We start from the raw sequence: 13,678 nt of genomic DNA, 5'->3' as shown, positions 1-13,678 counted from the left end.
CCCGCCGGGACGCTGCCTGAAACGGTCGGGCGATTGGAGCGGTCAGGCGGTTCCGCGCAGGCGGGCCTGATAGTCATGCGCCTGCCAATCGGCGCGAAAGATCCACTGATCTTGCGGCTGGCGTTCGGCCAGCGCATCGTCGATTTCGACCTCGTCAAAGCCTGCGCGGCGCGCCATGGCGTATTGATCGGCGATCACATGGCCGCGCGCACGCAACTGGCCCTTGTAGCCGCGCAGCCGCAACAGTCGCGCCAGCGTAAAGCCGCGCCCGTCGGCAAAGCTGGGAAAGTCGATGCGGATCATCCGGGTGGTCTGGTTGAACTCCAACGTGGCCGGGTCGGTGTCGGACGGCAGGTCCAGCGCGATGGGCGCGTCAAAACCTTCGATCCAGTCCTCGGCGTGAAAGCCGGTGTCGCGCACGATGACACTCATGCCTGTTCTCCTTGTTTGGTGCCGCCAGTGACGGTGTTTCTGACGGGGCGGCCATTTACGAAATGGATGCCGCATTCTTCCTTGTCCTGCCCGCGCCAGCGGCCTGATCGCGGATCTTCGCCCGGGGCCACCTTGGAGGTGCAGGGTTGGCAGCCGATGGACGGATACCCCTGTGCCACCAGCGGGTGCCGGGGCAGGCGGTTTTCTTCCATGTAGGCGCGCACGTCCTCGGGCGTCCAATGGGCCAGCGGGTTCAGCTTGATCCGGTCGGTGCCGTCCTCGATCTCAAAGAAATCGAGCGCGGCGCGGGTGCCGGACTGATAGCGTTTGCGCCCGGTGATCCAGCCGTCATAGCCGTCCAGCGCCGCGTTTAACGGTTCGGTCTTACGCAGCGCGCAGCAGGCATCTGTGTCCGACAGGCGCAGGGCGCCATAGGGGTCGCGTCTGTCCAATGTGGCGCGGTCGGCCTTGATGATGCGCAGGTTCCCCAGCCGCAGCCGTTCGGCCACCTCCTGCTGGTAGGTCAGCGTCTCGGCGAACAGCAGCCGGGTGTCGATGAACAAAACCGGCGTCTTGCGGTCGACCATCGCCACAAGGTGCAACAGCGCCACCGATTCCGCCCCGAACGACGACACCATCGCCAGTTCGCCCGCGTCCGGATCGCGCAGCGCGCCCTCCAGCACCGAGGTGGCGCTGTGGTGGCGATAGCGTGCGTTCAGACTGTCGACGCGGGCGCGCAGGTCTGTCTGGGTCTGATCACGCGGCATTGGCCTTACGCTCCTGCGGACCGTAGAGCGCCTCCTTGAACGGATCCATGCCGATGCGACGGAACGCCTGTAGAAAGGTTTCTTCGGGGGCGTCGCGGTGGGTCAGGTAGGCGTCCACGATGCGTTCGATGGCGGGCACGATTTCCTCCGCCGGAAAGCCGGGACCGGTGCGCTGACCAAGGGCCGCGTTTTCGGTGTGATCGCCGCCCAGCGTGATCTGGTAGTTTTCCACACCCGCGCGGTCCAGGCCCAGAATGCCGATATGGCCAACATGGTGGTGGCCGCAGGCGTTGATGCAGCCCGAAATCTTGATCTTGAGATCGCCGATATCATGCTCTGTCTTCAGGTCGTCAAAGCGGGTGGCGATTTCCTGCGCGATCGGGATCGAGCGGGCGGTGGCCAGCGCGCAATAGTCCATGCCGGGGCAGGCGATGATGTCACTGATCTTGCCGATGTTGGCGGTCGCCAGCCCGTGGGCCTTCAGCCGGGCGTGGATTTCCGGCAGGTCGTCGCGGTGGACGTGGGGCAGGATGACGTTCTGCTCATGGCTGATGCGCAGTTCATCATAGCCAAAGTCCTGCGCGATGTCGGCCATCACACGCATCTGTTCGGCGCTGGCGTCGCCCGGCGTCTCGCCGTGCGCCTTGAGGCTGATCTGCACGATGACATGGCCTGCGGCGTGGTGCTCGGCCAGGTTGGTATCCGCCCAGGAGCGGAAGACCGGGTCGGAGTTATAAGTGCGCTCAAAGGCCGAAACAGGGCGTTTTGTGAACGATGGTGCTGCAAACTGGGCTTTTATTGCATCGTAAAGGGCCAAATCGGCACCATTGAACGCCGCCTTCGTCTCGGCAAAGCGGTCCTCGACCAGACGGCGGATCTCGTCGATGCCGTGCTCATGCACGGTGATCTTGATGCGTGCCTTATACTTGTTGTCGCGGCGCCCCAGCAGGTTCCAAACCGACACTGTGGCCTCGACAAAGGGCAGCAGGTCGGCCTGCGGCACGAAGTCCGCCAGCACCTTGCCGATCATCGGCGTGCGGCCAAGGCCACCACCAACCAGCACCTGATAGCCGATCACACCGTCCTTTTCGACGATGCGGATGCCGATGTCATGCGCGGCGGTCACGGCGCGGTCATTGGGCGAGCCCGTCACGGCGATCTTGAACTTGCGCGGCAGAAACTGGAATTCCGGGTGGTCGGTCGACCACTGGCGCAGCAGTTCGGCCACCGGGCGCGGATCGGCGATCTCATCCGCCGCGGCCCCGGCAAAGTGGTCGGCGGTCACGTTGCGGATGGTGTTGCCGCTGGTCTGGATGGCGTGCATCTGCACCTCTGCCAGCGCGTCCAGCATGTCCGGCACATCGCGCAGGTCGGGCCAGTTGTACTGGATGTTCTGGCGCGTGGTGAAGTGGCCATACCCCTTGTCCCAGCGTTCCGCGATATAGGCCAACTGGCGCATCTGGCCGCTGTTGAGCGTGCCATAGGGGATGGCCACGCGCAGCATGTAGGCATGCAGTTGCAGGTAGAGGCCGTTCATCAGGCGCAGCGGCTTGAACTCATCTTCGGTCAGGGAGCCGTCGACGCGGCGTTCCACCTGCGAGCGGAACTGGCGGTTGCGCTCTGCCACAAAGGCGGCGTCGAAGTCGGAATAGCTATACATGGTCGTCTCCTTGGCGCGGCGGACGCGCGTGGGGTCGGAAAGGGGTCAGAGCTCGGCCTGTTTGCCGTGCACGTAATTGGAGGGGCCTTTGCGGCGGAACGCCTCGCGGAAGTGCGTGGGTTCCGGCCCGTCGGCTCCGGGTTTCATGTCGGCGAGGTAGACGCCGACCACCTCGGCGTGCCGGGCGCTGGCCTCGACCAGACGTAGCTGGGCGTGGGCCTCATCGGTGAGCAGTTCCGCCTCGCGCAGGTCGGGGCTCCACCGATCATCGTCGGTCAGATAGACGACGTCGCCAGCGAGGAGGGCGTTTGCTGTGACGACTTTGGGAGTGAAGTTGCGGGCCATGGGAATGCCTCCTGATCGAATGTTGTCACGGGCAGGCCATCGCGGGGGGCGAGGCCGAAAAGCATGAGGGCAGGGCCGTTGAAATCGGCCTCACCAAGGTCGGTGGACAGGCGGTCGAGCGTGGTGCCCAGCACCCGCTGATCGGGCCGAGAGGCGTTTTCGACCACGGTGACGGGGGTGTCTGGGGCGGCACCATGCATCAAGAGCCGCCCTTGCAGGAAGTGCGCCGCGCGCTTGGCCATGTAGATGGCGGCGACCTCACCGGGGCGGGCAAGGCTGCGCCAGTCGTGATCGGCAAAGCCCTGCATGTCGTGGCCGGTCAGGATGCGGGCGCTGGCGTTGCGGCCACGTTTGGTCAGCGACTGACCGATGCTGGCGACGGCAGCAGAGGCGGCGGTGATGCCGGGCACCACGTCATAGGACAGACCGGCCTCAAGCACGGCCTCGACCTCTTCGTCCAGGCGGCCAAAGACGGTGCAATCGCCACCCTTGAGGCGCACGACCTGCGCGCCCTCCAGCCCGTGTTGAACGACAAGCGCGTTGATGTCTTCCTGCTTGGCAGAGGGGCCAAAGCCGGTCTTGCCGACGTCGATCAGGGTCGCCTCACGGCGGGCCAGTTCAAGGACCGGCTGCGGCACAAGGCGGTCGTGGATGACCACGTCGGCCGCATCCAGCGCCTTGCGCGCCTTGAGCGTCAGCAGGTCCGGATCGCCCGGACCCGCGCCGACAAAGGAGATATGACCGGGACGTTCGGGGCGGGTCAGGTGACGGGCCAGCAGATCGTCGAGCGCCTGATCCACGGCGTCTTCGCCTTGGGTGATGGCGCGGGGACCGGCGTTGAAATAGTAATCCTGCCAGAAGTCACGGCGGGCGCGGCCAAAGGGCAGCGCCTCTGCCATCTTGCGGAACGACTTGCCGATCCGCGCCAGCGTACCCAGCGTGGCGGGCAGCCGTTCCTCAAGGTCGGCCTTGATCGCGCGGGCCAGAACCGGCGCGGCCCCTTCGGTGCCAATGGCCACGGTGACAGGGTCACGGTCGACGATGGCGGGGGTGATGAACTGGCTGTCGGCCAGATTGTCGACGATATTGACCAGCGCGCCTTCGGCACGGGCCAGTGCGGCGGTGCGCGCATCCTCGACGTCGTCCTCATTGGCGGCATAGAACAGCGCGGCGCACAGCGCATCGCCCGGCTCAAACGCGCGGGGGACAAGCGTCAGCGCGCCTTCGGCGGCCCAAGTGATGATCTCGCGGTCAGGTTTGGCGGCGAAAACGGTGATCGCGGCCTTGGTCTTGAGCAGCAGGCGCAGCTTGGCCAGTGCCGCCGCGCCACCGCCGGAAACCACCACCCGCCGTCCGGCGAGGTTCAGGAAGATCGGGAAGTGCTGCACGAGTTGGCTCCTTGCTTCTGACCTGCAATATAGGAAATTGTCCCATGATTTGACTATGGGGCTGGTGAAGTAAGGACGTGTGTTCTAGTTTGCGCCAAGGCGGGGAGTTGTGTCCCATGTCTGGCCACAGGAGAGAACAGCCGTGAAGATCGACGCCACCGACCGGAAAATCCTTGCGGAATTGCAACGCGATGCGGGCCAGTCTCTGGATGAGATTGCCAAGCAGGTGGGGTCCTCCAAGACGCCGGTCTGGAACCGGATTCGCAAGCTGCGCGAGGGCGGCGTGCTGGGCCAGCAGACCGTGGTTCTGGACGCCGAAAAGCTGGGGTTCGAGGCCTGCTTCTTTGTGCTGATCCGCACGTCAGAGCATGAGGCAGAGTGGCAGGCCAAGTTTCTCAAGGCGCTGAAAGAGCGGCCAGAGGTGCAAGAGGCGCACCGGCTGGCGGGGGACATCGACTATATCCTGAAGGTGCGGGTGAAAAACGCGCGCGCCTATGACGCGTTTTATCAGGCGCTGATTTCGGAGGTAAAGGTGCACAACGTCACCGCGCTGCTGTCGATGGAAGAGATCAAGGCGACGACCGCGCTGCCTTTGTGACGTGGGGGTAGAAACACGGTCGCGCCCCGGGCCTGATCCGGGGCGGGGTTTGCAGGACGGTGCCGGTTCGCCTTGGGTGCCGCTTAACGCGTATGAATCTCCAGCCGCTCCAGCCCGTGGAAATGATAGAGATTGGCGAAGCGCGGCGGCGTGGCCAGGCGCAGGCGCGGCAGGCGGTCAAACAGGATCGGCAGGGCGATTTGCAGTTCCAGCCGTGCCAACGGTGCGCCGACGCAAAAATGCAGCCCGGCGCCGAAACTGGTGTTGGCGGCAGGCGCGCAGGTGGGGTCAAAACGCGCCGGGTCAGGCCAGACATCCGGGTCGCGGTTGGCGGCCCCCAATAGCAGTGCCACCTGATCGCCGCGCCGGAATGTGTGGCCGAAAACCTCAACCTCTTCATAGGCATGGCGGGTGAACATGTGCAGCGGCGGGTCATAGCGCAGGATCTCTTCGACCACCGGTTCGGCGGTTTGGGCCGTGATTTGCGTGCCGGTTTCCAGCAGAGCCTTTATGCCGTTGCCCATTGTGTGAACCGTCGCTTCATGGCCCGCGTTCAGCAGCAGGATGCAGGTTGAAATCAGTTCCTCTGTCGTGAGCTTCTCACCCGCTTCTTCGGCGGCGATCAGGTGGGTGATCAGGTCATCGGCGGGGGCTGTGCGGCGGGTTGCGATGTAGTCGGCCAGAAAGGCAGAGAACTCTTGGGCGGCATGTGCGGCGGCCTCTTCGATACTGCGATCCCGGCGGGCCTGATAGATCGAGACCATCGCGTTGGACCATGCCAGCAGTTGGTCGGCGTGGGCTTCTGGAACGCCCAGCAGGCGGCAGATGACAATCACCGGCAGCGGCGCGCAAAAGGCGGGCAGCAGGTCGACGGTCCCGTCAGGAAAGCGGTCGATCAGGTCGTGCGACAGTTGCGCGATCTCAGGGGCCAGTTCCTTGATCCGGCGCGAGGTGAAGGCGCGCAGCACCAACCCGCGCAGCCGCGTGTGGCGCGGCGGTTCCAGTTCCAGCATGGAATGCGCCTCGACCGCGTAAAACGGGGCCAGATGGGGCGGGATTTCGGGGGTCAGCTCGGGCGGGACCTCACGCCCGAACCGGCGGTCGCGCAGCAGCGCGCTGACCGCCCGGTGAGAGACCGCGCAGGGCATGGCGTACTCGCGCCAATAGGCAAGATCCCCGCCCGTGCGCAGGGTTTCATAGAACGGATAGGGGTTCTGGACAAAGTCCGGAGCGGTCGGGTTTTGCGAGAAAGCCATCATGGCGCGATGCTTGGCGTGTCTTGTCCGCCGTGGCAAGGGGGCGCTATGACTGGACCCATGAGGGATAGAGCATCAACACGGATCCTGATCGTCGGGTTGTTCCTGACCGCTGTGGCGGTGCTGGGCTGGGTGGTCTGGGCCACCAGTCACGCCGAGGCGCTGCGTCAGGTACAGGCGCGCGGTCAGTCGGATCTGGCGTTGGCGGCGGACAGGCTGATGACCGGGTTGCAGAGGTATCGCTCGCTTGCGGTGACGCTGGTGGATCATCCGGTGCTGAGCGCGCTGCACCGCGATGGCCCACGCTCAGAGGCCGAGGCGCTGTTGCTGCGCAGCGCCGACAAGACCGGCGCGCTGACCGCGATGTATGCGGACCGCGAAGGGCGCGTGCTGGCCGCAGCCCACGGAGAGACACCCGATGACCTGATCGCCCAGCCGTGGTTCCAGCGTGCGGTGAACGGTGCCTTGGGGGCGGATCATGGCATCAGTCCGCGTCTTGGCGGGCGCGCCTATTTCTATGCCGCACCGCATTTCGGAGCGGATGACAAGGTCGAAGGCGTGCTGGTTCTGGCGGTCGATATCGAGGCGCTGGAACGGGAATGGCGAGGGTCGCGGCCAGCGGTGTTCTTCACAGATGATCTTGACCGGGTGTTCGTCACCAACCGGTCGGAACTGCTGTTCTGGGAACGTGCGCCCGATGCTTTGATCGGTCCCGACGGAGAACTGGCGCCGCTGGCCGTCCACCACGTCGCCGGGTTCGAAATCTGGGATGTGGCGCTCAGCGCCTATGTCCCGCGTCGCGCCTTGCATCTGACGCAGAGACTGCCGGTGATTGGCCTGACCGGAGAGGCCTTGATGGATGTCGCCCCGGCGCGGCGGATTGCGTGGTTGCAGACGATGGCTGTGACGGTGCTGTGCCTGTTCTTTGGCTCGCTGCTGTTTCTGGCGACAGAACGGCGGCGCACCCTCAGCATCGCCAATGCGCGGCTGGAGGGGCGGGTCCGGGCGCGCACGCAGGATCTGGAGCAGGCCAACGCGGCGCTGCGACGCGAAGTGGCCGAACGCGAAGAGGCCGAGGCCGCCCTGCGCCGCGCGCAGGCGGAACTGGTGGAGGCGGGCAAGCTGAGCGCCTTGGGCCAGATGTCGGCGGGGATCAGTCACGAGTTGAACCAACCGCTGATGGCGATCGGACAGTTTGCAGAAAACGGTGCCGCCTTTCTGGACAAGGGACGCCCGGAAAAGGCGCGCGCCAACCTTGACCGCATCGCCGCTTTGGCGGCGCGGGCGGCGCGGATCATCAAGAACCTGCGCGCCTTTGCCCGCAACGAGGCGGAACCGATGGGCAAGGTTGACGTGGTGGCGGTGTTGACCTCGGCTGTGGAACTGACAGAGGCGCGCCTGCAAGCCGATGGCGTGTCATTGGCGTGGCGACCGACGGATTGGCCCGGTCCAGTCTGGGTCAACGGCGGCGAGGTGCGGCTGGGACAGGTTTTTGTCAACCTGATCAACAACGCCGCCGACGCCATGTCCGGCCAAAAGAACAAGGCGATCTGGATCACGCTGGTGCTGGGCGAGCGGCTGGAGGTGCGCGTGCAGGACAGCGGGCCGGGCATCGCTGACCCCGAAAAGGTATTCGAGCCGTTTTACTCCACCAAGCAGGTGGGCGAGGGCATGGGGCTGGGCCTGTCAATCTCCTACGGCCTGATCGAAAGCTTTGGCGGACGCATTCGCGGGACCAACACGGATACGGGGGCGCTGTTCTCTGTGGAACTGGACTATTGGCAAGAGGAAATGGCGGCATGAACGGCAGCGCCACCCGCCGCGGGCCTGCGTCGTGGCCTCTTTTTCTCATGAGGCTTTCATGGCGGTGACGCGGGTTCTGTTGGTGGATGATGACGCGGCGGTGCGTGAGGCGCTGGGACAGACGCTCGAGCTTGCGGATTTCGACGCGCTGACCGCCGGGTCCTTTGTCGAGGCCAAGGACCATATCGGCCCCGGTTTCGACGGGGTCATCGTCTCTGACATCCGGATGCCGGGGCGCGACGGGTTTCACCTGCTCGACTATGCGCGCAGGCAGGACCCGGACCTGCCGGTGATCCTGCTGACCGGCGAGGGCGATATTCCCATGGCCGTGCGCGCGGTGTCTTTGGGGGCGTTCGACTTCCTTGAAAAGCCCTGTAGCCCGGCGGATTTCACCGCCGTGGTGGCGCGCGCCCTGAAAAACCGCACGCTGGTGCTGGAAAACCGTCGTTTGAAAAGGGAACTGGAAACCGGCGATCCGGCGGCGCGGCTGATCTTTGGTGTCTCGCCCCTGTCCGAACGGCTGCGTGCCCGCGTCCGGGTGGCGGCTGGGGCCGGGACAGAGGCACTTGTCACCGGCCCGCCGGGATCGGGGATTTCCAAGGTGGCCGAGGTTATCCACCTGTCGTCACCCCGCGCCAAAGGCCCGTTCGAAAAACGCGCCGCCGCCGGTCTGGACCGGGAGGAATTGCAGGCGCTCTGGCAGCGATGCGCCGGGGGCACGCTGTTTCTGGACGGGATCGGGGCGCTGTCTCAGGACACGCAATTGGCGCTGATCGACCTGATGGAACAAGGCGGCGCGGTTCTGATTGGCAGCAGTTCCCAGGATCTTGCTGCCGTTGCCGAAAGTGGCCAGATGTCGAGCGACCTGTTTTATCGGCTGGAGGTCTGTCAGGTCCGCATACCGGCGCTGGCTGAACGCCCCGAGGATATTCCGGTGCTGTTTCGCCACTATGTGGCCCAGGCCGCCGAGCAGGCGGGTCTGATGCCGCCGGATGTGACCGAAGAGGTGATTTCGGGATTGATGGCGCAGGACTGGCCGGGCAATGCGCGGGCGCTGATGAGCGCTGCGATGCGGTTTGTTCTGGGTCTGGGTGATGTGTCGGTGCCTGATAACAGCCTTGGTCTGACCGAGCGGCTGGCGCAGGTGGAACGCTCTTTGCTGATCGAGGCGCTGCGCAAGGCCGAAGGGCAGGCGCGGCTGGCGGCGGAGGCGCTGAAACTGCCGCGCAAGACCTTTTACGACAAGCTGGCCAAATACGGGCTGAAACCAGAAACCTATCGCGGCTGACCCTTTCCGGTCGCTTGGGTCATCGCATCAACCTTGGCCCGCAAGCGGCGCAAGAGAGGGGCCTTGTTGGTTCGGTCGTTGCCGTATCCAAGGTTCCAAAGATAGTCGAAATCGCTGTCCTGTGCGCCGGTGACGTGCTGGATCATGGTTTCCAGCTTGTCGAGGCCTTTGGCCATCTGCGCCTCTGGTGTCTCTGCGGCCTCATATTCATCCCAAAGCGTCAGGAATTGCCCGCGCAGGTCATCGGGCAGCGGCGCGCAGAGGGTCTGGAAATCCACCCGCTCCAGCGCTGACTTGTTGACTGCCGGATCTTGATGGATCGCGGGAATATCGCCAGAGATCGCCTCTCCGAGGTCGTGCAGAATGCACAGTTTCAACAGGCGCGGCAGGTCGATACCGTCCAGCTCCTTTTCCAGCAGAAGGATCAGCAGGCACAGACCCCAACTGTGGGCTGCGACGCTTTCGCGGCGACCGGCAGAGGTGGCCCCGGAGCGCAGCGTTTCCTTGAGGCTTTGCGCGCCCTGTAAAAAGGCGATGATCTGGTCGAATCGGTCGGTCGGGTGAGTCATTGCCACACTCTGCGTGCCGCCAAGGGGATTCGCCATTAGGTGAAAAACTGTGCGGATTTCCGCACTGAGAGCGGAAACATCTGTGCGGAGTCCCGCACGATGCCATTGGGACAGGGCAGATGTGTTTGTTCGAAAACCTCAATAAGGCACTGTAATTAGGTGAAAATATTGGATGCTGTTACAGTGGTCGCAACAGGCCCTTGATCCGATTCGTTCCAAGCGGCTTTGTTGTGCTCATTCGGTGCCCGAGGAGGGGCGCCGCGAAACGCCAAAAAACGTATCTGGGAGGATACCAATGAAAAAGTTTCTGATGACCGCCGTGGCGGCCGCCGCACTGATGTCCGGTGCAGCCAACACTGCACAGGCTGCCTGCGACGAAGGTGAGCTTGTCATCAAGTTCAGCCATGTCACCAACACCGACCGTCACCCCAAAGGCATCGCCGCGACGCTGTTGATGGAGCGCGTCAATGCCGAGATGGACGGCAAGGCCTGCATGGAAGTGTTCCCGAACTCGACGTTGTACAACGACGATCAGGTGCTTGAGGCGATGCTGCAAGGCGACGTCCAGCTGGCCGCGCCGTCGCTGTCGAAGTTCGAGCAGTTCACCAAACAGTTCCGCATCTTCGATCTGCCCTTCATGTTCAAGAACATCGACGCGGTCGACGCGTTCCAGAACTCTGACACTGGTCAGGCGATGAAGGAATCGATGACCCGCCGCGGTCTGCTGGGTCTGGCCTTTTGGCACAATGGCGTGACGCAGATTTCCGCCAACAAGCCGCTGCTGTCGCCCGCCGACGCCATGGGCCTGAAATTCCGCGTTCAACCTTCGGACGTCCTGAAGGCCAACATGGAAGCGCTGGGTGCAAGCCCGCAGCCGATGGCCTTTTCCGAAGTCTACGGTGCACTGCAAACTGGCGTTGTGGACGGTCAGGAGAACACTTGGTCCAACATCTATGGCCAGAAGTTCTTTGAGGTTCAGGACGGCATCACCGAAACCAACCACGGCGTGATCGACTATCTGGTCGTGACCAATGTGGACTGGTGGGAAGGTCTGGACGCGGACATCCGCGACCAACTGTCGACCATCCTTGCCGAGGTGACAGAGGCACGCAACTCTGAGTCCTTCAAGGTCAACCAGGAAGCAAAAGAGGCGATCATCGCCGCTGGTGGCGTGGTGCGTGAACTGAACGCGGAACAGCGTCAGGCCTGGGTCGATGTCATGAAGCCGGTCTGGGAACAGTTCGTCAAAGACGTCGGTCAGGATAACATCGACGCGGCTCAGGCGATCAACGACAGCATGTAACAGGCCGGAATGCCTGTGACCCGGCCCCTGTGAACGGATAGGGGCCGGGTTTTTTGTATCCGCAAACGGGACGACGAGGGGGGACCATGTCAGCTCATAATCCACCGAACGGGATGTTCGGGCGTTTCATCGACGAACTGGAAGAGACGGTGATTGCGCTCATTCTTGGCGCAATGACGATCATTACCTTCATCAACGTGGTCCTGCGCTATGGCGTGAACAGCCAGTTTGGCCGTTGGGTCGAAGGCGCGTTGGGCGTAGATCTGCCCGGTGGCCTGATCTGGGGGCTTGAGGCGACGTCATTCCTGTTTGCATGGCTGGTGCTGTTCGGGATCAGCTACGCGGTCAAAAAGACCGCCAATCTGGGCGTGGACGCAGTTTTGAACCTCGTTTCGACCCCGGTTCGCAAAGTGCTGACCTTGATCGCGGCGGCCGTCTGCATTGCCTATGCCTTCATGCTGCTGAAAGGCGCGTGGGACTACTGGGCGAACTTCGCCAACCTGCCGCAGACCACCGGACGCTGGTTTCCCACGGGCTTTGAGGAAATGACGCGCACCTCCTATCGCAGCTGGTACGAGGTCGTGGACATTCGGATGCCGGAGTGGCTGCGGTTCATCGAGCCGTGGATCAACGAGGGTGAAGCCTATGAAAAGATCCCGCGCTTTATCCCGTATTTCATCCTGCCCTTCGGTGCGGCCTTGCTGTTGTTGCGCTTCGTTCAGGCGACCCTGCGCATCTGGCGCGGCCACGACGAAAGCCTGATCGTCAGCCACGAAGCCGAAGACGCGGTCGAAGACGTCGCGCATCTGAACAAGGACTGATCCCATGGATGTTGTCATTCTCTTTGTCATGGTGATCGGCCTGATGCTGATCGGCGTGCCGATTGCCGTCTCGCTCGGGTTTTCCTCGATCGTCTTTCTGCTGGTGCTCAGCGACACCTCGCTGGCCTCGATTGCGCAGACCTTCTTTCAGGCGATGGCGGGGCACTACACGCTGCTGGCGATCCCGTTCTTTGTCCTGGCCTCGTCGTTCATGTCGACGGGCGGCGTGGCGCAGCGGATCATCCGCTTTTCTATCGCCTGCGTCGGGCACCTGCCGGGCGGTCTTGCCATCGCGGGCGTCTTTGCCTGTATGTTGTTTGCGGCCTTGTCCGGGTCGTCGCCCGCAACTGTGGTGGCCATTGGCTCCATCGTGATCGCCGGGATGCGTCAGGTGGGCTATTCCAAGGACTTCGCCGCCGGTGTCATCGCCAACGCGGGCACGCTGGGCATCCTGATCCCGCCGTCCATCGTGATGGTGGTTTATGCCTCGGCCACCGATGTGTCGGTCGGGCGCATGTTCATGGCCGGGGTCATTCCGGGCCTGATGGCGGGCACCATGCTGATGACCACGATCTATGTCATCGCGCGGGTCCGCAGCCTGCCCAAAGGGGAATGGAAAGGCTGGGGAGAGGTGGCCGAGTCCGGCGGTGATGCGCTCTGGGGTCTGTTGCTGATCGTGATCATCCTTGGCGGCATCTACGGCGGCATCTTTACGCCCACAGAGGCGGCGGCGGTTGCGGCAGTCTACGCCTTCATTATCGCCACCTTTGTCTATCGCGACATGGGACCGCTTGCGAACAAGGAGGGCGGGCCGAACACGCCGCTGATGCGCAAGCCTATCGCGCTGGTGACTGCGTTTTTCCACAAGGACACCAAGGACACGCTGTTCGAGGCGGGCAAGCTGACGGTGACGCTGATGTTCATCATCGCCAACGCGCTGATCCTCAAGCACGTCCTGACCGATGAGCAGATCCCGCAGCAGATCGCGGGGGCGATGCTGGACGCGGGCTTTGGTCCGATCATGTTCCTGGTGATCGTCAACGTGATCCTGCTGATCGGCGGCCAGTTCATGGAGCCGTCGGGCCTTTTGGTGATTGTAGCGCCGCTGGTGTTTCCCATCGCGCTTCAACTGGGCATCGATCCGATCCATCTGGGCATCATCATGGTGGTCAACATGGAGATCGGGATGATAACGCCGCCGGTGGGTCTGAACCTCTTCGTGACCTCGGGGGTGGCGGGCATGCCGATGATGCGCGTCGTGAAGGCGGCGCTGCCGTTCCTGGCGGTGCTGTTCGTCTTCCTGATCATGGTGACCTATATTCCGATCATCTCGACGGTGCTGCCGGACGCGGTGATGGGGCCGCAGATCAATTGTGAGGGCGCGCCGCCGACGAACCAGCTTGAAGCGTCGTTTTGTGAGGCGCGATCGAAGTGATAAAAAAGGGCCG

The 13,678-nt window shown here is 63.4% G+C and carries 13 protein-coding genes; 6 read left to right on the top strand and 7 right to left on the bottom strand.

Annotated features, from left to right (window positions below; translation table 11 throughout):
* Positions 1–42 precede the first annotated feature (42 nt).
* From VOI21_RS06250 to cysG, 5 genes are read right to left on the bottom strand one after another with little or no spacing between them, the layout of a single operon-like run.
* The gene (locus tag VOI21_RS06250; protein WP_323768825.1) at positions 43–432 is read right to left on the bottom strand and encodes a DUF934 domain-containing protein; all 390 of its coding nucleotides are present in this window, start codon (positions 430–432) and stop codon (positions 43–45) included.
* Positions 429–1,199, bottom strand: coding sequence for a phosphoadenylyl-sulfate reductase (locus VOI21_RS06245; RefSeq protein WP_323768823.1), 771 nt, complete (start codon positions 1,197–1,199; stop codon positions 429–431). Before VOI21_RS06245 ends, VOI21_RS06250 begins: the two co-directional genes overlap by 4 nt.
* Complete coding sequence (locus VOI21_RS06240; protein WP_323768821.1) at positions 1,189–2,859, bottom strand: nitrite/sulfite reductase; 1,671 nt, start codon at positions 2,857–2,859, stop codon at positions 1,189–1,191. The genes VOI21_RS06245 and VOI21_RS06240 overlap by 11 nt, the downstream gene beginning before the upstream one ends.
* Before the next feature lie 45 nt (positions 2,860–2,904).
* Positions 2,905–3,204 (bottom strand): DUF2849 domain-containing protein, encoded by a 300-nt coding sequence (locus VOI21_RS06235; protein ID WP_323768819.1) that lies wholly within the window; start codon positions 3,202–3,204, stop codon positions 2,905–2,907.
* Entirely contained in the window at positions 3,135–4,592 is a 1,458-nt protein-coding gene (cysG, locus tag VOI21_RS06230; protein ID WP_323768817.1) for a siroheme synthase CysG, read from the bottom strand. The genes VOI21_RS06235 and cysG overlap by 70 nt, the downstream gene beginning before the upstream one ends.
* 142 nt (positions 4,593–4,734) lie before the next feature.
* Between cysG and VOI21_RS06225 the strand changes: the two genes are divergently transcribed.
* On the top strand, positions 4,735–5,190 hold the full coding sequence (locus VOI21_RS06225) for an Lrp/AsnC family transcriptional regulator (RefSeq protein ID WP_323768815.1): 456 nt from the start codon (positions 4,735–4,737) through the stop codon (positions 5,188–5,190).
* A gap of 83 nt (positions 5,191–5,273) precedes the next feature.
* On the opposite strand, the gene VOI21_RS06220 is transcribed toward VOI21_RS06225, so the two are convergent.
* Positions 5,274–6,449, bottom strand: a complete 1,176-nt coding sequence (locus VOI21_RS06220; RefSeq protein ID WP_323768813.1) for a cytochrome P450 — start codon at positions 6,447–6,449, stop codon at positions 5,274–5,276.
* Positions 6,450–6,494: 45 nt separating this feature from the next.
* Between VOI21_RS06220 and VOI21_RS06215 the strand changes: the two genes are divergently transcribed.
* Positions 6,495–8,249 carry a sensor histidine kinase gene (locus tag VOI21_RS06215; RefSeq protein WP_323768811.1) on the top strand — a complete coding sequence of 585 codons (1,755 nt, stop codon included), beginning with the start codon at positions 6,495–6,497 and terminating at the stop codon, positions 8,247–8,249.
* Between the two features lie 58 nt (positions 8,250–8,307).
* Positions 8,308–9,537 carry a sigma-54 dependent transcriptional regulator gene (locus VOI21_RS06210; RefSeq protein ID WP_323768809.1) on the top strand — a complete coding sequence of 410 codons (1,230 nt, stop codon included), beginning with the start codon at positions 8,308–8,310 and terminating at the stop codon, positions 9,535–9,537.
* On the opposite strand, the gene VOI21_RS06205 is transcribed toward VOI21_RS06210, so the two are convergent.
* Positions 9,525–10,106 (bottom strand): HD domain-containing protein, encoded by a 582-nt coding sequence (locus VOI21_RS06205; protein ID WP_323768807.1) that lies wholly within the window; start codon positions 10,104–10,106, stop codon positions 9,525–9,527. The two genes, VOI21_RS06210 and VOI21_RS06205, sit on opposite strands and share 13 nt — an antisense overlap.
* A 295-nt stretch (positions 10,107–10,401) precedes the next feature.
* Here VOI21_RS06205 and VOI21_RS06200 point away from each other — a divergent pair, with 295 nt between their 5' ends.
* The 3 genes from VOI21_RS06200 (at position 10,402) to VOI21_RS06190 (ending at position 13,665) form a co-directional block, all read left to right on the top strand.
* Positions 10,402–11,409, top strand: a complete 1,008-nt coding sequence (locus tag VOI21_RS06200) for a DctP family TRAP transporter solute-binding subunit (protein ID WP_323768805.1) — start codon at positions 10,402–10,404, stop codon at positions 11,407–11,409.
* Positions 11,410–11,495: 86 nt separating this feature from the next.
* Positions 11,496–12,230 carry a TRAP transporter small permease gene (locus VOI21_RS06195; protein ID WP_323768803.1) on the top strand — a complete coding sequence of 245 codons (735 nt, stop codon included), beginning with the start codon at positions 11,496–11,498 and terminating at the stop codon, positions 12,228–12,230.
* Between the two features lie 4 nt (positions 12,231–12,234).
* Positions 12,235–13,665 carry a TRAP transporter large permease gene (locus VOI21_RS06190; protein ID WP_323768801.1) on the top strand — a complete coding sequence of 477 codons (1,431 nt, stop codon included), beginning with the start codon at positions 12,235–12,237 and terminating at the stop codon, positions 13,663–13,665.
* The last annotated feature ends 13 nt before the right edge of the window (positions 13,666–13,678 follow it).

Origin of the sequence: Antarctobacter sp., assembly GCF_034670325.1 — a bacterium.
Lineage (GTDB): Bacteria > Pseudomonadota > Alphaproteobacteria > Rhodobacterales > Rhodobacteraceae > Antarctobacter.
This window is presented reverse-complemented; position numbering and strand designations above follow the sequence as displayed.